The organism is Methylotenera sp. 1P/1 (assembly GCF_000384355.1).
Classification (GTDB): domain Bacteria; phylum Pseudomonadota; class Gammaproteobacteria; order Burkholderiales; family Methylophilaceae; genus Methylophilus.
The window spans coordinates 1,303,040-1,322,024 of sequence record NZ_ARWC01000001.1; the positions used below are offsets into that span (position 1 = coordinate 1,303,040).

Below are 18,985 nucleotides of genomic sequence, written 5' to 3' on the forward strand. Positions count from 1 at the left end.
GAAACTTCCTATTCGATTGCTTCGGCGTTACGGCGGCTACTCCACCACTGCAAACCATTAATTGCGAGTAATAACAGAAATGAAATCAGTAGCATCACCACCGCCACCGCAGTCGCGCCGGTATAGTCATATTGCTCAAGTTTGGTGATGATAATCAGTGGCGTAATTTCCGACACCATAGGCATATTGCCTGCAATAAAAATCACCGATCCATATTCACCAATGGCACGTGCAAAGGCCAATGCAAACCCAGTCATGAGTGCTGGCAACAGTGCAGGAAAAATAATCTTGTAAAATGTTTGCCAACGATTAGCGCCCAAGCTGGCGGCGGCCTCTTCGGTTTCGCTTTCCAAATCCTCTAATACTGGCTGCACGGTACGCACGACAAATGGCAAACCAATAAATGTCAGCGCAATCACCACACCCACTGGGGTAAACGCCACATGGATGCCGTTAGGTTCTAAAAAGCTACCAATCCAGCCATTTTTGGCATAGACCGCAGTTAAGGCAATCCCAGCCACAGCCGTGGGCAAGGCAAATGGTAAGTCGACCAAAGCATCAATGAATTTTTTGCCAAAGAAATCATAACGCACCAATACCCATGCAGTAAGCAACCCAAATACAGCATTGATAGAAGCGCCAATAAACGAAGCGCCAAAGGTGAGCTTGTAAGAAGCCATGACGCGCGGCGCAGTCACCACATGCCAAAACTCAGAAAAACTCAGCTCTGTCGTTTTAATTAAAGCAGCAGAGAGTGGAATGAGCACAATCAAACTCAGGTACAGCAGCGTGTATCCTAGCGAAAGGCTGAACCCCGGTAAGACATTGGTTTTTTTGGACATAGTTTTTTTAATTGATGTAGGCGAAGGCAATATAACAAACTCTTTTATAACAATTAAATATTTATTTTTTATAACAATATTCAGTTTAATTATATTGATGTCGTTACGCGACCTGTTGTGCGAATTGTCGTTTAATCACTTCAGATGTACTGAGATGTCTGGCCGAGCTTGGCTGGCCAAATAAATACCCTTGAATTAACGTCGCACCGGCATCGACAGCCACATGCAACTGGGAGGAAGTTTCTACGCCGGTAATAATGGGCTTTGCCCCTAGCGTTTGTACAAAGTGCACCAAGCCAAACAACGCTTTACGCACCAAGGGGTCATGTTCAGCTTGCTGAATCAACTGTAAGTCAAATTTAACGTAATCAGGGGCGATTTTCCATAAGCGGCTAACAAACGAATTGGCACTGCCAAACCGATCAATCGCAATCTTATAGCCACGGTCTTGATAGTTTTGAATGGCGGCAGCCAGTTGCTGCTCATATACAGCCAACTCTGTATCTTGTTTAAACGTATCAAAATCACGCACCTCAATCACAACACGTTCTGTCGATACCGCGTGATCATGCAAAATGCGTTCAAATACTTTACCGTGCTCATTCACACGCATTAGCAAACTAGGATGCACATTTAAAAACAGCAAGCCATTTTCTTTAAAAATCTCGTGATAATTCAGTACATGCAGGGCCCTGCTAACGCGATCAAGCTTCACCAACTTGTCTGATTTATCGGCATAGGTAAATGCAAAATCCGGGGTGACTTCTTGAATATTGCCCAACTTGGGCCTGAGTAAAGCCTCATGTCCATGAAAATCACCTGACTGGATATCATAAATCGGCTGAAAAGCAGAGGCCAAATGCACGCCTGCAAACTCACTGGTGTATTCACCGGTATGATTGGCTTCCAAGTTAAAGTCATCCAACTCCAATAACAGAGATGACTTTAACTTTTCACCTAACGCCGCTAGGCGCGCTTTACTTTGTTTTCCACTTTGCGACATACGCTTTACTCTACTTCTCTACATCATTCCTGATTAATACTACTTTTGATAAATCTGGTCGAAAATTGCGCCATCGGCAAAATGCGTTTTCTCGGCATTGGCCCAACTGCCAAACAACTCTTCTACTTTAAAGAGTGAGATCGCATGAAAATCAGCTTGATGTTTTGCTGCCACTGCAGCGACTTGTGGACGCAGATGGTGATGCACAGCAATGGCCTGACCTTGCTCTGAGTAGTGGAAGTCCAAATATGCTTGCGCAACCGCACGTGTTTTCTTCTTATCCACGACTTTATCGACCAAGGCCACTGGATTCTCTGCCAAGATACTTAACGGCGGATACACCACTTCAAACTTGTCTGCACCTAACTCTTCTTGAATCAGAGTGACTTCATTTTCAAACGTCAGCAATACATCACCAATTTCACGTTGGGCAAAGGTAGTAGTCGCACCACGGCCACCAGTATCTAGCACTGGTACGTTTTTGAACAAGCTAGCAACGAACGCTTTTGCCTCTGCATCGCTACCGCCTTTTTTAAGCACATAGCCCCATGCAGCCAAATAACTATATTTGCCATTGCCCGAGGTTTTAGGGTTAGGGATAATCACTGACACATTGGCTTTCACCAAGTCGTTCCAGTCTTTAATCTTTTTAGGGTTGCCTTTACGCACCAAAAAGACAGAGGTTGAGGCGGTTGGCGCACTCTCATTGGGTAAACGCGCTTGCCAATCTTTAGGAATCAATTTACCGCGCTCATACAAGATATCAATATCCGGTGAGCGGTTCATGGTAATGACATCTGCAGGCAAGCCATCCACGACCGAGCGTGCTTGTTTGCTGGAGCCACCATGCGATTGTTTGATACTGACAGTCTCGCCGGTTTTCTCTTTCCAATATTTAACAAATGCTGGATTGAGTTCTTTATAAAACTCGCGCGACACATCATAAGACACATTCAAAATCTCTGTGGCTGCGAACGCCAAGCTTGGCAATGCCAATAAAACAAGACTTAGATACCGCATGCATTACACCCCTTAAATTCCCATAAGGTGCTCAATATAAACAACCATCAAAATAATGTAAAAGAATATAAAATTATATATTTATAATAAAATTGTATAAATAAACTAACACTTTTTTACTTAATTTTAGGGTTTTTAGCGTATATTAGGCCCTTATTCGTCAATTGCTGACCAGACAACTGGAAGCCAGTGCGCCTAACTTAGGCCGCTGGCTTTTTTTATGCCTGTCGCTTTAGATTGCAACAGATACGAGAGGACATAATGACGCAACCACTTAACCAAACATTAGGCATTGCAGACATTGTGAGTGAGTTACGTGAAGTACGCCTCACCTCGCTGGAACACCGCCACCGCCGTAACAACCCACCTAAACTGCCTTCTAGAAAATCTTTGCAATCCATTGTCGATGGCTTGTCTGCAGCGCTGTTTCCCAACCGTTTGGGCATGCCGGATCTACAAGAAGATGGTATTGATTATTTTGTTGGCCATACGCTAGACACGGCCTTACGTGATTTGTATGTACAAGTACAACTGGAACTCCGCTACGCATCCGATACCGAGCACTCTAAATCACCGAGTAACGCGACAGCACTAGACAAAGTACGCACATTCTCACAGCAATTGCCGCATATTCGTACGGTGCTGGATACCGATTTGAATGCAGCATTTGAAGGCGATCCTGCGGCACGTAGTTTGGATGAAGTGCTGGTGTGCTATCCGGGGATTGCTGCCATCATTCATTACCGTTTAGCGCATGAGCTACACAAACTGGGCCTGCCGTTGATTGCGCGGATTATCTCTGAAGTTGCGCACTCTGCGACTGGCATTGATATCCACCCTGGCGCCACGATTGGCAATGGATTCTTTATTGATCACGGCACGGGTGTCGTCATTGGTGAGACAGCGATTATTGGTCGCCACGTGCGCCTATATCAGGCCGTGACGTTAGGTGCAAAACGCTTTCCTACCAATGCACAGGGCCATCTCATCAAAGGCGATGCCAGACATCCGATTGTAGAAGACGATGTTGTGATCTATGCCGGTGCGACGATTTTAGGACGCATCACGATTGGTGCGCATTCTGTGATTGGCGGCAATGTATGGCTGACCAAAAGCGTGCCGCCCAACAGCAATATTACCCAAGCACAAACACAAGATGTGGCCAATGCCACACCACAACCATCTAACGCAACTTAGATAACGCAACTTAGATAACGCAGCTTAAGCAATCAAAATAGTAATCAAAATTTTTAACAGGAGAACACAATGACTGATATTCATCAAGCACACACCGCCCTAGGTGATGTTGCTGCACGCACGCTATCGAATGCGACCAAAACCGTACCCATGATGGGTACGATTACCCCTCGCTGGTTAGTGCATTTATTGCACTGGGTGCCAGTGGAGGCAGGTATCTATCGCGTCAATAAAGTCAAAGACCCAAGTGCAATTGAAGTCGACTGCTCGGCTAAAGATGAGCGTGAGATTCCTGCGACTTTTGTGGATTATGAAGAGTGGGGCCGTGAGTATGTGCTGAACGCTGTGAATACTGCAGTGGACGTGCATACCCGCGTTTCTGATTTATATAGCAGCCCGCATAACCAAATTAAAGAGCAATTACGCCTGACGATCGAGACTGTAAAAGAGCGTCAAGAGAGCGAGCTCATTAATAACAAAGAGTACGGTTTATTGCACAACATCGTCGATAGCCAAAAAGTGAAATCCAGAACAGGCTACCCTACACCTGATGATTTAGATGAGTTATTGGCTAAAGTATGGAAAGAGCCTGCGTTTTTCTTAGCACACCCACAAGCCATTGCGGCATTTGGTCGCGAATGCACACGCCGCGGTGTACCTCCGCCAACCGTTGCATTATTCGGCTCACAATTTATCACTTGGCGCGGCGTACCGCTGATTCCTTGCGATAAATTACGCATCACCAATGGCAAAACAAACATTTTGCTGTTACGCACAGGTGAAAGCCGCCAAGGTGTGGTGGGGTTATATCAACCTAACTTACCAGGCCAGCAAACCATGGGCTTATCTGTACGCTTTATGGGCATCAACCATAAAGCCATTGCTTCATACTTGATTTCTTTATATTGCTCATTAGCGGTATTGACCGATGATGCGATTGCCGTGCTAGAGAATGTAGATGTAGGCAACTACTATGACTATAAATAATCCACACGATTTGGCCTCCTATGAACCAGAGGCCATACTCGCAGCATTGCCGGGTGATCACCCGCGCATGGCAGCGGCGTTGGCGCTTGGTCGCGAGGCCAGCAATACCGGGCGCTTGGATGTGGCTGAACTCAGCCGTTTGGCCAATGAAATCTTTGCAGAAGGGTTTCCAGCTGGCTCACCGTTCAAGCAGCAGGAATCTTTTCCGTCTAATGCCTCGTTGAGCCATATTGCCAGTGACAGTGTGTTACCAAATACGCAGTCACCAGCGCTCCCTGATGGCGACTTACGCGCTGCACTAGAGAATAGTTTGGCTACGCAAGCGCTACCTAATCATGAAGCCTTGCACCCACAGCTTGCACGACCTATATCTACACAGCCTACATTTGCATTGCCTACATTTTCACAATTGGGGCTTGCACACCAGGTTGTAGACATTGATCAATTGCTGCTTGGCGCGGTAGATCCTTACCAATCTGAGCTAGCGCAGCTGTTTGGTAACAATGCATTGGCGGCTACGCCGCAAAGCGCGACTAGCCTTGCTTTGCCAGCTAGCGAGCAGTTACCGCTGTTACAAAATTCGCAGGCCTATTATTTTTTGGCGGAGACAGCTGCTCCAGCCACCAAATCCGTGCCTGCGTTTACCAGTGCACATCCCGCATTTGATGTGCATGCGGTACGCAAAGATTTTCCCATCTTGCGTGAATTGGTGAATGGCCGACCACTGATTTGGCTTGATAACGCAGCCACTACGCAAAAACCACAAGTGGTGATTGACCGCATCAGCCAGTTTTACCAGCATGAAAATTCTAATATTCACCGTGCTGCACATGCTTTAGCTGCGCGTGCAACTGATGCTTATGAAGAAGCCCGCGAAACCGTGCGACGCTTTATCAACGCGCCATCGGTGGATAATATTGTGTTTGTGCGTGGCACGACCGAGGCGATTAACCTAGTGGCCAAGACTTGGGGTAAAAAGCATCTGGGCGCAGGTGATGAGATTGTCATTTCGCACTTAGAGCATCACGCCAACATTGTGCCTTGGCAGCAACTTTGCCAAGAAACAGGTGCTGTGCTCAAAGTGGCTCCGGTGGATGACAGCGGCCAAATACTATTGGATGAGTACCAAAAATTACTGACCTCCAAAGTGAAATTGGTCTCGTTTACCCAAGTATCCAATGCCTTGGGCACTGTGACGCCAGCCGCAGAAATGATTGCGATGGCACAACGTGTGGGAGCAAAAGTATTGTTGGATGGGGCGCAGTCTGTATCGCACATGCGTACTGATGTACAAGCGCTAAATCCAGATTTCTTGGTGTTCTCCGGACACAAGATATTTGGGCCTACCGGTATTGGCGTATTGTATGGCAAGCAAGATGTACTTAACGACATGCCAGCATGGCAAGGTGGCGGCAATATGATTCAAGATGTGACCTTTGAAAAAACGGTCTATCACCAAGCGCCAGCCAAGTTTGAAGCTGGCACCGGCAACATTGCCGATGCAGTAGGGTTGGGCGCTGCATTGCAATATGTTGAACGTATTGGCATTGAAAATATTGCCCGCTACGAGCACGCATTGCTTGAGTATGCCACGCAAGCGCTGAGCCAAATCGACGGTATCCGCTTAGTGGGCACTGCGCAAGACAAAGCCAGCGTATTGTCGTTTCAGCTCAGAGGTTATCAAAGTGAAGAAGTAGGTGCCGCATTGAACGAGGAAGGCATTGCTGTGCGTTCCGGGCATCATTGTGCACAACCTATCTTACGACGCTTTGGTTTGGAAACCACAGTGCGTCCATCTCTAGCGTTTTACAACACCACGGCTGAAGTAGATGCCATGGTGCGTGTATTACGCAAGTTGTCCTCTGCACGTTATGTCGCCTAGTTTTATCTAAGCGATCATGCAAAAAAGGCTCAATCATCATGATTGAGCCTTTTTTATGTCCAATATTAAAGTGAGCTAAGCGCTTGCGAGAGCGCAACTAGATAATCCGTATTTTTTGTATCATGGTGTCCAGTTGCTTTGTGATAGGTTGTGGTGTGATACACGGCATTTGTGACAGCACGGACTTTCACGGTACGTGAAATTTCATGGCCTTGCTGATTAAAATAAATCACGGCTGGTAGCTGATCTTGGGCAAGCCCATAGCGTTTTAACTGCTGCTGAAAGCCAAGCCCCTCTGACGTAATGAATACGGGCGCGTAATAGCGATTACTTTCTACTTCGGTGAGCAGCTTATCGGTTAACGCGGTGGCATCCTCACCATGTGCGGCTATACCAAGAATAACGCCTTTACCGCTTTGCTGAATCTTAGCGACTACGCGCTGCTCGATACTGGGCGAGTTGGCAGGCTGGCCAACACTTTGTGCTGCCAGTAATATCCACGCCAAGATAAACACCGAGGCACTGAGTATTGTTTTAAATTGTACGGATTGGAAAGACATAGCAATCTCCTCACATCATGAATATTAAGGGGTTAGCTACATAGAATGAAGCTAAGTTAAACTAGACGACGATGAATGGTTGTAATGTCTTGCGACATCCAGACAACACAGCGCTGTCTTGCCCTAGCTGTTTCATTAAATGTTCGCGTGCATGTGTGAGATTGGTGGCATAGACAATTTTCAATTGTCGCTTGCTAGCCGCACGCTTAATTGCATACGTAAATGAGTGGTTGATCCAAGAAGTGACCAACACCACTAATTCGGTATTCTGTGGAATTTTTTTGTGATGGTCACCCGCCTTACGGCCAGACCAATGTTCAATATCATGATGACCATATTCGGAAACGATCTTTTTAAGACCATCAATCTGATCACCGCCTACGATTAATACTGTACTCATGATAAGAGTCTCCTAATAAGCCCGGACCGAATTGTGTTCGGAACCGGGCATGTCAATCTTAGCTAACTTATTGTTATTAAATAATCTTGTTATTAAATAATTTTTGTTACTTTACTTTTGATAGATCTCGTCAAACACACCACCATCGGCAAAGTGTGTTTTTTGCGCTTTTTGCCAGCCACCAAATACATCGTCAATTTTGATCAGGCTAATACTTGGGAATTGCTTCTCGTATTTTTTAGCCACAGATTCCAATGTTGGACGATAGTAGTTTTTAGCTGCAATTTCCTGGCCTTCTTCAGAGTACAAGTACTCCAAATACGCTTGCGCCACTGCACGTGTTTTACGTTTATCCACGACTTTATCAATCACGGTCACAGGCGGTTCTGCCAGAATAGAAAGCGTAGGCACGACGATTTCAAACTTGTCCGGACCTAACTCTTTTTGCGCTAAGAACGCTTCGTTTTCCCATGAGATCAATACATCACCAATACCGCGCTCCACAAAAGTCGTCGTCGATCCACGTGCACCGCTGTCTAACACCGGCACGTTTTTGAAGATCTTCTTCACAAAATCACGTGCTTTTGCATCGTCGTTATTGTTGTGTTTAAGCGCATAGGCATACGCTGCTAAATAATTCCAACGTGCACCACCTGATGTTTTAGGGTTAGGTGTAATGACAGAAATACCTGGTTTAGTTAAATCATTCCAGTCTTTAATGCCTTTAGGGTTACCTTTACGCACCAACAATACAATTGTTGAAGTGTAGGGTGAGCTATTGTGCGGTAAACGTTTTTGCCAATCTTTCGGAATCAACTTGGCTTTGGCACCAATTTCGTCAATGTCGTAAGAAAGTGCAAGCGTCACCACATCAGCCGCCAATCCATCAATCACGCCACGCGCTTGCTTGCCTGAACCACCGTGCGATTGTTTAATCGTCACGTTATCGCCAGTTTTTTCTTTCCAATGTTTAGCAAATGCTGCGTTGTAATCCACATACAACTCACGGGTCGGGTCATAAGAGACGTTAAGCAAGCTAATGTCTGCTGCCCATGTTGCCAACGGCACAAATAATGCGCCAATCAGCAAGGTCTTTTTCAAAATATTGAATGTTTGCATTATGTTTTATCTTTCTCTTTGTACTTAATTAAGGTGCTTAATTAAAAGCCCAATAAAGTGAGTTCGGTGTAGAAGAAGTTTGAGCTATCTGAGCGATTTTGGTCAAAGGCAGTGCGATTCGCTGCCGTAGCGCTTACCGCATCTTGTACAAAATCACCGGCCCAGAAATGCGCGTAGCCTAAGTTAAGCGAAGCATATTGATTCAGTGGGAAACGTACCCTTAAGTCATACTCTTTACCCAAATCTCTGCCAGACCTGCCACTTGCATCCTGTAAGTTGTTACCCGCAGCCCAACGGTCTGTCGCATCATCCAAGTGATACCAACTGAAGCCAGTGTCGACTTTTACGTTATCCAGGAAAGGTACTTTCGGATCAAACTCAACACGTACTTTGGCCGCACGGATATTGTTCATTTGCACATAGTCATTGTTGGACCAAGGGCGCGCAAACCCAAACAAGCGGTCAAAACCCTGCGCATCAGAAGTATCGGTATTCGTGTTACCGCCTGATACATGGTCACCACTGGCAACGCCGTAAGAAGCACTCAAACGTGGTTTCCATGACTGCTTGGCGAAGGTGTAACCAATTTCCGCGTTATAGGCATAAGCATCATGATCGACAGTAATATAGCGGCCAGCGGCTACCGTAGTGCCGATAAAACGCTCTACATGTCCCCATTGTTTATTGTAAGCAGCATCGTAGTCCCACTGTGTGCCTGGAATCACGCCATATACGCGGACACCACCAGTGCTCACTTCCCGATCAATACTCGCTCTTGCCTGCTGTATCGCAGTGTAAACAGTGCGATCGTTATACGCTGAGCCATTTCCGTCATACTGAACCTTGCTACCATCCTGCTTCAGATAGAAGTAGTATGGTTGTATCGTCACGTATTCAGACCAGCCGCGCCAATCGCCCACAAGACCGTAAAATTTCTGAGCGTGATCGATTTTATCCAACTGCGAAGTAAAGCGCTGTATCGGTTGTACTGCAAACGCCTCTAACTGCCAGTCATTTTTCTTCTCACCAATATTGGCACGAACACCCTGGAAAGTATTCGTTGTGTTGCGCCATTCGTTACGCGCAATCAAACGACGATCCAAGTCTTCCCAAGCTAAACGACCACCACGCACCCAGAATGGACGGCTATTCCCTAGATCATCTTTCCCGAAAATACTGTCTTTGTAATACAGTTCCAAGTAAGCCTGCAGAATGTCTGCATGGTCGATGTCCTTTGGATCGCTAGACAAGCGACGATCAGTGCTGTCGTTGTAATCACTGTGATTACGACGAGAATCTTGCAATTCAACGGCGAAACGGAATGGGTCAAGAATATTTTTCAAGCCCACATAAGCACGTGAACGCAGTAAGAGTGGGTCATCAATGTTTTCTCGTGCACGACGGAAATCGTTTTGGCGGCTCTCATAACGCGCACGATACTCAAAACCAACATCCAGCCAATCTACATCGGAAAATGCATCAAAATCTTTCAGCCAAGTTTTGTTGGCCTGTTTGACATACTTAGGTGGCTCGGTTTCTTTTTGTGTGCCATAACTGCGGCGCTCAACGTAGTAACCATTTGCGGCCTTGGCAGCGGCTTTTTCTTCGGCCTTGATTTCGGCTAAACGCGCTTTGACTTTTTCCTGTTGTGCAACATCCTCTTGCGTGGCCTCTGCGGTGACAGCAGCTGCGGCTTCCTCACTCCAGCCCAAAGCTGGGTTTAAGATCATCCCTGATAATGCTAATGCGCGAATAATTGTTTTATATTGCATTGTGTTCAACTCCTAATCGTCTTCCAGTGGTCTGGTCAATAGTTTTTAATGATTGGTTTAGCGCCAGATGCTGGTAGCTATTTTTTAAAAGCAGTTGATTTTGTTTCAAACCTGACTTTTTCACGACGCTCAATTTGCGTCACACGCCCATCGTGCACAGTGATTTCTATGGAGCCATACCCAGTTTGCTTTTGTATCAAAGAAATTGCATTGGCAATGGCTGTTAATACAGCTTCGTCATTTTCTTGCGTGAATTTTGGTTGAACTAAGCTCATGGGTTTGTATTCCCTTTAAATAATTTCTGCACTTTAGCAAACCCATTTAATAATTAAAAATACTTTATTGTAATAACCATATAACTATTAATAATATTAAAAACATACATGTAGTACCTATGCATAACGGTTTCAGCTACAACGATAAAAGCTAGCCCAACCCAAGCAATACAAGTGTTCATGATTTTTCTTAGCTGTCATTCATGAACAAAAACATACACTCGTTTTCTAATCGGTTCATGATGTCATTGTTGTTAAGCAATCAGTACAACACTGAACGTGTATCCTGTGACAATGGCATGCGTGAAAGATGGCTCAAGTACATGATGCTTTCATCAATAACGACTAACAAATAAGCAAAGGAGATGGCCTTGTCTACACAATCAAAATGTCCGTTCTCAGGCGGCGTACCCAAAAATGCGATTGCCGGTGCGCATACCAACGCCGACTGGTGGCCTAACCAGCTAAACACCAAACTTTTAAACCAGCATTCGCCATTACTAGACCCCATGGGGGATGACTTTAACTATGCGGAAGCATTTAAAAGTCTAGACTTGAATGCAGTGATTGAAGATTTACATGCTTTGATGACAGACTCCCAAGATTGGTGGCCTGCCGATTACGGACATTACGGTCCGTTTTTTATTCGCATGGCTTGGCATGCAGCAGGCACCTACCGTATTGCAGATGGCCGCGGTGGTGCGGGCTCTGGCACACAACGTTTTGCACCACTCAATAGCTGGCCTGACAATTGCAATTTAGACAAAGCACGCCGATTACTCTGGCCCATTAAACAAAAGTATGGCAAAAAAATCTCATGGGCAGACCTGATGATGCTCACAGGCAATGTGGCGTTGGAATCCATGGGGCTCAAAACTTTTGGTTTTGGCGGTGGCCGCAAAGATGTTTGGGAGCCAGAAGAGATTTATTGGGGGCCAGAAGCAGAGTGGATGGGAGACCAACGTTACACCGGTGACCGTGAGCTTGAGAATCCGCTAGGCGCAGTACAAATGGGCTTGATTTATGTGAACCCAGAAGGGCCGAATGGCAACCCCGACCCGATTGCCTCTGCACGTGACATCCGTGAAACCTTTGCGCGTATGGCCATGAATGACGAAGAGACTGTGGCACTCATCGCTGGCGGGCACACCTTTGGCAAGTGTCACGGTGCCGCTGCGCCAACGCAATATGTAGGGGCGGAGCCAGAGGGCGCAGGTATTGAAGCACAAGGGATTGGCTGGCAAAACAGCTTTGGTACAGGTAAGGGTGTACATACGATAACTAGCGGATTAGAAGGCGCATGGACCACGCACCCCACCCAATGGGATAACGACTATTTTGATATTCTGTTCAAATTCGATTGGGAACTCACGAAGAGCCCGGCCGGTGCACACCAATGGATACCTAAAGGCGGTGCCGGTGCTGACACTGTGCCCGACGCACATGACCCGACACTACGCCACGCGCCGATTATGTCCACTGCTGATCTCGCACTGAAGATGGACCCAGTTTACGAGAAAATTTCTCGCCATTACCATCAACACCCTGCCGAGTTTGCAGATGCTTTTGCAAGAGCTTGGTTTAAGCTGACCCATCGCGATATGGGTCCCATCTCACGCTATCTTGGCCCGCTAGTACCGAAAGAAGCGTTGATCTGGCAAGACCCTGTGCCTACGGCCAATCATGCATTGATCGATGAGCAGGACATCACTGGATTGAAAGCAAAGCTGCTGACATCCGGGCTTTCTATTGCACAACTAGTGACCACCGCTTGGGCATCTGCGTCTACTTTCCGTGGCACTGATAAACGCGGCGGTGCCAACGGTGCGCGTTTACGCCTTGCGCCACAAAAAGATTGGGAAGTAAATCAGCCGGCCGAACTCAGCGTAATCTTGCAAACACTATCAGCTATCCAAGCCGAATTTAACGCTGCGCAGTCTAGCGGTAAGCAAGTATCGCTTGCTGATTTGATTGTATTAGGCGGATGCGCTGCGGTGGAAGAAGCCGGCAAAAAGGCTGGCTATAATGTCAAAGTGCCGTTCTCACCCGGCCGAACTGACGCGACACCAGCGCAAACTGATGCTGATTCATTTGCTGTGCTGGAGCCGACTACAGATGGATTTCGCAATTATGCCAAAGCTGGGTTTGCATCCACCGCAGCAGAACGTCTGCTAGACAAGGCCAACCTGCTCACACTGACGGCGCCAGAATTAACAGTGCTGGTAGGTGGCTTACGTGCGTTGCATGCCAACTATGGGCATACTCAGCATGGTCTGTTTACGCAGCGTCCGGAAGTACTCACTAACGACTTTTTTGTGAACCTGCTGGACATGAGTACCCAATGGCAAAAATCATCTAGCGCTGAAGGCGTATTTGAAGGTTTGGATCGCGCAACCGGTAAAGTTAAATGGACAGCGACGGTAGTGGATTTAATGTTTGGCTCTAACGCCCAACTACGTGCCATTGCTGAGGTTTATGCAAGCAGCGATGCGCAACATGCTTTCTTGCGTGACTTTGTAAAAGCATGGGACAAAGTCATGCGCTTGGATCGCTTTGATTTGGCATAAGTATAGTTAGCCAGTTGCAATACAAATCCTAGGCGAGATACATACAGCATTTGCATCTCGCCTGGGCTATCGTTTTATCGTTTATTAGATGAGCATCCCTCCAGACACCTCAATTCTTTGCGCATTTACCCAACGATTATTTTCCGATAACAAAGCGGCAATCATTGGGCCAATATCATCTGGCACCCCTACTCTACCAAGTGCCGTTTGAGAGGCAATGTAAGCATTTACTTCTTTGTTATCACGCACCAAGCCGTCACCAAAATCTGTTTCAATCGCGCCGGGTGCTACGGTATTCACATTGATTCTGCGTGCTCCCAATTCTTTGGCCATATACCGTGTGAGCACTTCAATTCCACCTTTCATGGCGGCGTATGCGCTGTACCCCGGCAAAGCAAAACGTGCTAAACCACTGGAGATATTGATAATGCGGCCTCCATCATTTAACAGCGGCAACATTGCTTGGCTTAAAAAATATGTCGATTTGAGATGTATATTCACCATGTCATCAAACATCGCTTCGGTCGTTTCTGCAAAAGGTGCTGTCACACCAGTGCCCGCATTGTTGACCAAATAATCAAACCGTTCCGCTTGCCAATTGCTTTGCAACACTTGCCGTAAGCGCGCGGCAAAATCTGCAAATGATTTGGCATGCATCACATCTAACTGCAAAGCAGCTGCTTTGCGCCCCATGCGCTGGATCTCAGCCACCACGGCCTCCGCTGCATCTTTTTTGCTGTGATAGGTCAGCACTACATCAATCCCTTGTGCAGCCATCGCCAACGCCGTATTTTTGCCAAGACCACGGCTTGCCCCTGTAATCAGTCCAATGTTGACTTGCATGTTGTTTCTCCTATGGTTGTGAATCAATGAACGTCATTCTATTGATTAATTAATAAATGATAAATATGCAATATTTGATTACACTGTTCATAATAAATTAACAATAAACAGTTTCTATATGGACAATACCGAAGCGATTAAACGCTTTTTAAGAGTAGCCGAATTAGGCAGCTTTACACGCGCAGCAGAGGCATTAGGCTTACCCAAAGCGAGCATCTCACAAGCTATTCAACAATTAGAAACAAAGCTAGAAACGCAGTTACTACACAGAACCACCAGAAAAGTACAACTCACGCCAGATGGTCAGTTGTTCTATGAGCGCGGCAAAGATGTGCTCAGTGAGCTAGATGAGCTGGCATCGCTTTTTTTAACAGATGATCGCAGCGTGCAAGGGGTCATCCGTGTGGATATGTCACACCCCATGGCCAGACAGCTCGTCATTCCTCATTTGCCAGAATTTTTTAAAAAGTACCCCAATCTCCACATTGAATTAAACAGCAGCGATCGGCATGTCGACTTGATTTCAGAAGGCTACGATTGCGTCATTAGAACCGGCAATCTTGCGGATTCTGGGCTGATTGTGAGAAAAGTAGGCGAGATGCGGCAAACTAATTTTGTAAGCCCTGCCTATATTGCTGCACATGGCGAACCCAAAGAATTGAAGGATTTAGATAAACATCTACTTGTGCATTACAACGTGAGTGGTGGCCACAAATTTGACGCCTTTGAGTATTGGGATGGCCAACAATGCCAGAAAGTTTCTATGCAAAGCCGCATCACTGTAAACAACACAGATGCTTACCGAGCGGCATGCATCGCAGGGCTAGGGGTAATGCAATCACCACTACTAGGCGCACAAGAGTATCTACTTACTGGCCAATTGGTTGAGGTGCTGAAAAACTATACAGCACCGCCTATGCCTGTTTCTATTTTGTATCCACATCGGCGCAATTTATCCAAGCGCGTGCGTATCTTGATGGATTGGCTGAGTGATTTACTTGCTCAGCACTTATAAAAGTGATTCAAGGTGGCACGTAAGTACAAGCCACCTTAGTTATCAGCCCGTTACAAACACCTTTCAATCAACATAAAAATCGCTTGATTCAAACACTTGTTTGAATTTACACTACACTTTTAAAACAAACGTTTGATTTATTTTTTAATGTCCACACCTAATCCCGACATTCAGCCGCGCGAAAATATATTGCTGACCGCTCTCAAGCTGTTTTCAGAGCAAGGCTACGAACGTACCACCGTCCGGCAGATTGCCAAGACCGCTAACGTCAACGTATCCGCTATTTCTTATTACTTTGGCGATAAGAATGGTTTGTACAAAGCTGCTTATACCGAACCAATGGGCTGCCCTAGCGATGATATCCCCTTGTTTGACCAACAGGATATGTCACTGGAGCAGGCATTAACTGGCTTATTGAGTGGCTTTGTTGAACCGATGAAGCAAAACGAACTGGTTCGCCAGTGTATTCGCTTGCATATGCGCGAGATCATTGAGCCCACTGGTTTGTGGCGAAATACCATTGATAACGAAATTACCCCCCATCATCAAGCGCTACTAACCGTACTCAAACAACATTTGGGATTAGATAACGCAGATGACGACTTGCATCGTTTAGCGTTTTGCATCGTATCGATGGGTGTGCATTTATTTGCAGGGCGTGACGTGATTGAAAAGCTTTGTCCGCAACTGATTGAAACAGAAGCGGCGCTGGATATCATGCTAGCGCGCATGGTGATGTTTGCGATAGGCATGATAGAAGCTGAAACTGCGCGCAGAAAGGGGCTGATATGCAGCGACAGCTAATTTCACGGTTATCACCGGTCATCATCGCAAGTATATTAAGCGGCTGCACATTATTGGATGGGCTCACCCAAAAATATAATCCATTCAACACCATTGCCGCGACACAACCACCCACACAATGGCAAGCACCACTGCCACATGGAGGGCAGATTAAACATCTGAATGAGTTCTGGCAGCAATATCCTAATCCGGTGCTGCTAGACCTGATTACTCAAGCCCAAATGCAAGCACCGGATGTCGCCACCGCGGTTGCCAACATGGCCGAAGCGCGCGCTAACCGGGTGAAAGCGGGCGCTAACTTACTGCCTAAGCTAGATGGCACCTTAAGCGCCTCACGCAGCTTGCAGCAACCTAAAAATACGCAACTCAAAGGGGGTGGTAGCGCAGTCGGCGGTGGCGGATTTGGATTTGCCAATACCAGCCCAACCAATACTTATCAAGCCAATCTGCAAGCGTCTTGGGAGTTAGATTTATACGGCAGCAATAGCGCTTTACGCAACGCCACCATCGCCCAAGAGCATGCTGCCAATGCAAGCTGGCATGAAGCGCGCGTCTCAGTAGCGGCAGAGGTTGCCACCAGTTATTTCAATTATGTCTTGTGCCGCCAACAATCCACACTCCAGGATCAAGTATTCAGCTCTAGTGAATTCACAGCCAAATTGACAGAAATTGCTTATCAGGCCGGGTTTAAAGATGCCGGCGAACAATCTACGGCTATCGCCAATATGATGGATGCAAAGCAACAAGCCAAATACCAAGTTTCGCAATGCGAACTGGAAGTCAAAAACCTGACGGCACTCACCTATTATCCGGAGCCTGAATTACGCCAAAAGCTCGCCACTGCAGAAGCCAATACGCCACAGTTGGATTTGGACCGCTTATTCGTGATTGAAGAAATTCCAGCCACGGCCATACGGCAGCGCCCGGATATTTATCGCGCAGAAGTCGATGTGATACGTGCAGCGGCAGATATCAAGCAAGCGGTTGCAGACCGCTTACCAAGTGTGAGTTTGCAAGGTTCTATCGGTTGGCTTAAAACCACCAATATGACATTTGAAAGCAAAGGACGAGTATGGTCGCTAGGGCCGATTCAGCTGACCTTACCTATCTTTGATGGCGGCGCGCTCAAAGCCACGCAAGACACGGCCGAAGCACGCTATCTTGAAGCTTCTGCCAAATATCGTGGTGCTATTCAGAACGCTGTAAAGGAAACAGAAACAGCATTGGTAAACTTGCACGATACCGGAGAAAGACAGCAAGATGTGTTGCAGAGCTTAGACAAACTGGCTACCAGCCTGCATCTTACCGAGGCTAAAGAAAAGGCTGGTTTTGCTAGCAAACTAGAAGTGGAAGAAGCCAAACGCAATGTATTACAAGCACAAAAAAACGCCCTGACCTTACAGCAAACGCGCGCCAATGCTTGGCTCAACCTTTATCGTGCCGCCGGGGGTGGTTGGCAATCCCCAGCACAGCAAGCCCAACCTTTGGACAATGCATCTGATCAATCACATGCCGAAAAGAAAGAAGCCTCATGAGCTCGACACAAAAAAAGAAATACCTACGTACCTTATTCTGGATAGTTGCAGCGGGCATTGTGATTGTTGGCATTCAGCAACTGATAAGCCATCAGGCCGCAGCGCCTACCCCTGCGGATACCGACAAAACCACGCAAGCAGTAGGCAAGCCCGCATTGACTGTGGAGCAAGTAAAGCCGCAGCGCACCATGATGCATCAAACCATCATTGCCAACGGCAGTGTCGCGGCCTGGCAGGAGGCCATCATTGGCACAGAAGTCAACGGACTGGCCATTAAAGAAGTGTTGGTCAATGTAGGTGACACAGTCAAGCGCGGGCAAGTGATTGCGCGCTTTAACGACAGCACCATACAGGCAGATCTGGCACAAGCACAAGCCAATGTGGCTGAAGCCAAAGCGGCGATGATTGAGGCGGAAGGCAATGCGCAACGTGCGCGCAGTATTCAAGACTCAGGCGCACTGAGCAAGCAGCAAGTGGATCAATACTTGAGCACAGAGGCCAGCACCAAAGCACGCTTTCAGTCTGCACAGGCAGCTTGGGATGCACAGAACATCAAACGCACACAAACCTTGCTGCTCGCGCCAGATAACGGCGTAATATCCAAACGCGATGCTACCGTAGGCCAGGTCGTTTCTTCCGGGCTTGAGCTATTTCGCTTGATTAGGCTAGGCAGAATCGAATGGCGTGGTGAATTCAATGCAGAAAACATCAGCAAAGTGCAAGCCGGGATGGCCGTTAAACTCACTTTGCCAGACAGCAGCCAAATCACTGGCAAAGTGCGCACACTGGCGCCAACTGCGGACAGCAATACCCGCAACACACTGGTATATGTAGATATCCCTAATCAACAGGCTAGACCGGGGATGTTTGCTAAAGGTGAGATTCAATTGGCAGCGGCTGAGACCAACACCCTGCCCTACAGCGCAATTGTGATGCGTGATGGCTTTAATTATCTGATGCAGATAGACGACAGCCATCATATTCACCAAATCAAAGTCACACTGGGCAATAGAGAAGGCCATTTGGTGGAAATCCTAGACCTGCCGGATGCCAACGCAAATTATGTGGCCAGTGGTGGCGCATTTTTATCGGATGGCGATCTGGTGCGCATTGCTGAGACTGCTGCCCATTAACACTGCGGCCATTACGTTATTTTCTAAAGCA

At 46.9% G+C, this 18,985-nt stretch carries 17 protein-coding genes; 8 read left to right on the plus strand and 9 right to left on the minus strand.

Translation table 11 applies throughout. The annotated features are described in order from the left end of the window. Window positions 1–8: 8 nt before the first annotated feature. The 3 genes from cysT to A3Q3_RS0106180 form a co-directional block, all read right to left on the minus strand. Window positions 9–842, minus strand: coding sequence for a sulfate ABC transporter permease subunit CysT (gene cysT, locus A3Q3_RS0106170; protein WP_025224778.1), 834 nt, complete (start codon window positions 840–842; stop codon window positions 9–11). Between the two features lie 103 nt (window positions 843–945). Beyond that, complete coding sequence (locus tag A3Q3_RS0106175) at window positions 946–1,845, minus strand: EAL domain-containing protein (RefSeq protein ID WP_020182706.1); 900 nt, start codon at window positions 1,843–1,845, stop codon at window positions 946–948. 39 nt (window positions 1,846–1,884) lie between these two features. After that, entirely contained in the window at window positions 1,885–2,865 is a 981-nt protein-coding gene (locus A3Q3_RS0106180) for a sulfate ABC transporter substrate-binding protein (RefSeq protein WP_026361788.1), read from the minus strand. Between the two features lie 261 nt (window positions 2,866–3,126). Between A3Q3_RS0106180 and epsC the strand changes: the two genes are divergently transcribed. From epsC to A3Q3_RS0106195, 3 genes are all read left to right on the plus strand, one after another. Then, window positions 3,127–4,062: a serine O-acetyltransferase EpsC gene (gene epsC / locus A3Q3_RS0106185; RefSeq protein WP_020182708.1), complete on the plus strand. Its 936-nt coding sequence runs from the start codon at window positions 3,127–3,129 to the stop codon at window positions 4,060–4,062. A 69-nt stretch (window positions 4,063–4,131) separates the two neighbouring features. Continuing rightward, entirely contained in the window at window positions 4,132–5,049 is a 918-nt protein-coding gene (locus tag A3Q3_RS0106190) for a family 2A encapsulin nanocompartment shell protein (RefSeq protein ID WP_020182709.1), read from the plus strand. Next, a complete protein-coding gene (locus tag A3Q3_RS0106195; protein WP_020182710.1) occupies window positions 5,036–6,931 on the plus strand; it encodes a family 2A encapsulin nanocompartment cargo protein cysteine desulfurase in 1,896 nt (631 codons plus the stop codon). The genes A3Q3_RS0106190 and A3Q3_RS0106195 overlap by 14 nt, the downstream gene beginning before the upstream one ends. Before the next feature lie 65 nt (window positions 6,932–6,996). Here the strand turns inward: A3Q3_RS0106195 and A3Q3_RS0106200 are convergent, their stop codons facing one another. The 5 genes from A3Q3_RS0106200 to A3Q3_RS0106220 all read right to left on the minus strand — a co-directional run bounded on the left by A3Q3_RS0106200 (window position 6,997) and on the right by A3Q3_RS0106220 (window position 11,057). Then, complete coding sequence (locus A3Q3_RS0106200; protein ID WP_020182711.1) at window positions 6,997–7,491, minus strand: hypothetical protein; 495 nt, start codon at window positions 7,489–7,491, stop codon at window positions 6,997–6,999. 61 nt (window positions 7,492–7,552) lie between these two features. Then, window positions 7,553–7,891 carry a DUF2325 domain-containing protein gene (locus A3Q3_RS13715; RefSeq protein WP_020182712.1) on the minus strand — a complete coding sequence of 113 codons (339 nt, stop codon included), beginning with the start codon at window positions 7,889–7,891 and terminating at the stop codon, window positions 7,553–7,555. A 111-nt stretch (window positions 7,892–8,002) separates the two neighbouring features. Beyond that, on the minus strand, window positions 8,003–9,010 hold the full coding sequence (locus A3Q3_RS0106210) for a sulfate ABC transporter substrate-binding protein (protein ID WP_020182713.1): 1,008 nt from the start codon (window positions 9,008–9,010) through the stop codon (window positions 8,003–8,005). A 41-nt stretch (window positions 9,011–9,051) separates the two neighbouring features. Then, window positions 9,052–10,782, minus strand: a complete 1,731-nt coding sequence (locus A3Q3_RS0106215) for an alginate export family protein (RefSeq protein WP_020182714.1) — start codon at window positions 10,780–10,782, stop codon at window positions 9,052–9,054. 77 nt (window positions 10,783–10,859) lie between these two features. Beyond that, entirely contained in the window at window positions 10,860–11,057 is a 198-nt protein-coding gene (locus A3Q3_RS0106220; RefSeq protein WP_020182715.1) for a YezD family protein, read from the minus strand. Window positions 11,058–11,422: 365 nt separating this feature from the next. Between A3Q3_RS0106220 and katG the strand changes: the two genes are divergently transcribed. Next, a complete protein-coding gene (katG, locus tag A3Q3_RS0106225; RefSeq protein WP_020182716.1) occupies window positions 11,423–13,624 on the plus strand; it encodes a catalase/peroxidase HPI in 2,202 nt (733 codons plus the stop codon). A gap of 84 nt (window positions 13,625–13,708) precedes the next feature. Here katG and A3Q3_RS0106230 read toward each other — a convergent pair whose 3' ends face one another. Then, window positions 13,709–14,467, minus strand: coding sequence for an SDR family NAD(P)-dependent oxidoreductase (locus A3Q3_RS0106230; RefSeq protein WP_020182717.1), 759 nt, complete (start codon window positions 14,465–14,467; stop codon window positions 13,709–13,711). A gap of 118 nt (window positions 14,468–14,585) precedes the next feature. Between A3Q3_RS0106230 and A3Q3_RS0106235 the strand changes: the two genes are divergently transcribed. The 4 genes from A3Q3_RS0106235 to A3Q3_RS0106250 all read left to right on the plus strand — a co-directional run bounded on the left by A3Q3_RS0106235 (window position 14,586) and on the right by A3Q3_RS0106250 (window position 18,954). Continuing rightward, a complete protein-coding gene (locus A3Q3_RS0106235) occupies window positions 14,586–15,482 on the plus strand; it encodes a LysR family transcriptional regulator (RefSeq protein WP_020182718.1) in 897 nt (298 codons plus the stop codon). 147 nt (window positions 15,483–15,629) lie between these two features. Next, a complete protein-coding gene (locus tag A3Q3_RS0106240; RefSeq protein WP_020182719.1) occupies window positions 15,630–16,286 on the plus strand; it encodes a CerR family C-terminal domain-containing protein in 657 nt (218 codons plus the stop codon). After that, window positions 16,271–17,821 (plus strand): efflux transporter outer membrane subunit, encoded by a 1,551-nt coding sequence (locus tag A3Q3_RS13720; protein WP_020182720.1) that lies wholly within the window; start codon window positions 16,271–16,273, stop codon window positions 17,819–17,821. The genes A3Q3_RS0106240 and A3Q3_RS13720 overlap by 16 nt, the downstream gene beginning before the upstream one ends. Then, a complete protein-coding gene (locus tag A3Q3_RS0106250) occupies window positions 17,818–18,954 on the plus strand; it encodes an efflux RND transporter periplasmic adaptor subunit (RefSeq protein WP_020182721.1) in 1,137 nt (378 codons plus the stop codon). The genes A3Q3_RS13720 and A3Q3_RS0106250 overlap by 4 nt, the downstream gene beginning before the upstream one ends. Window positions 18,955–18,985: the final 31 nt, after the last annotated feature.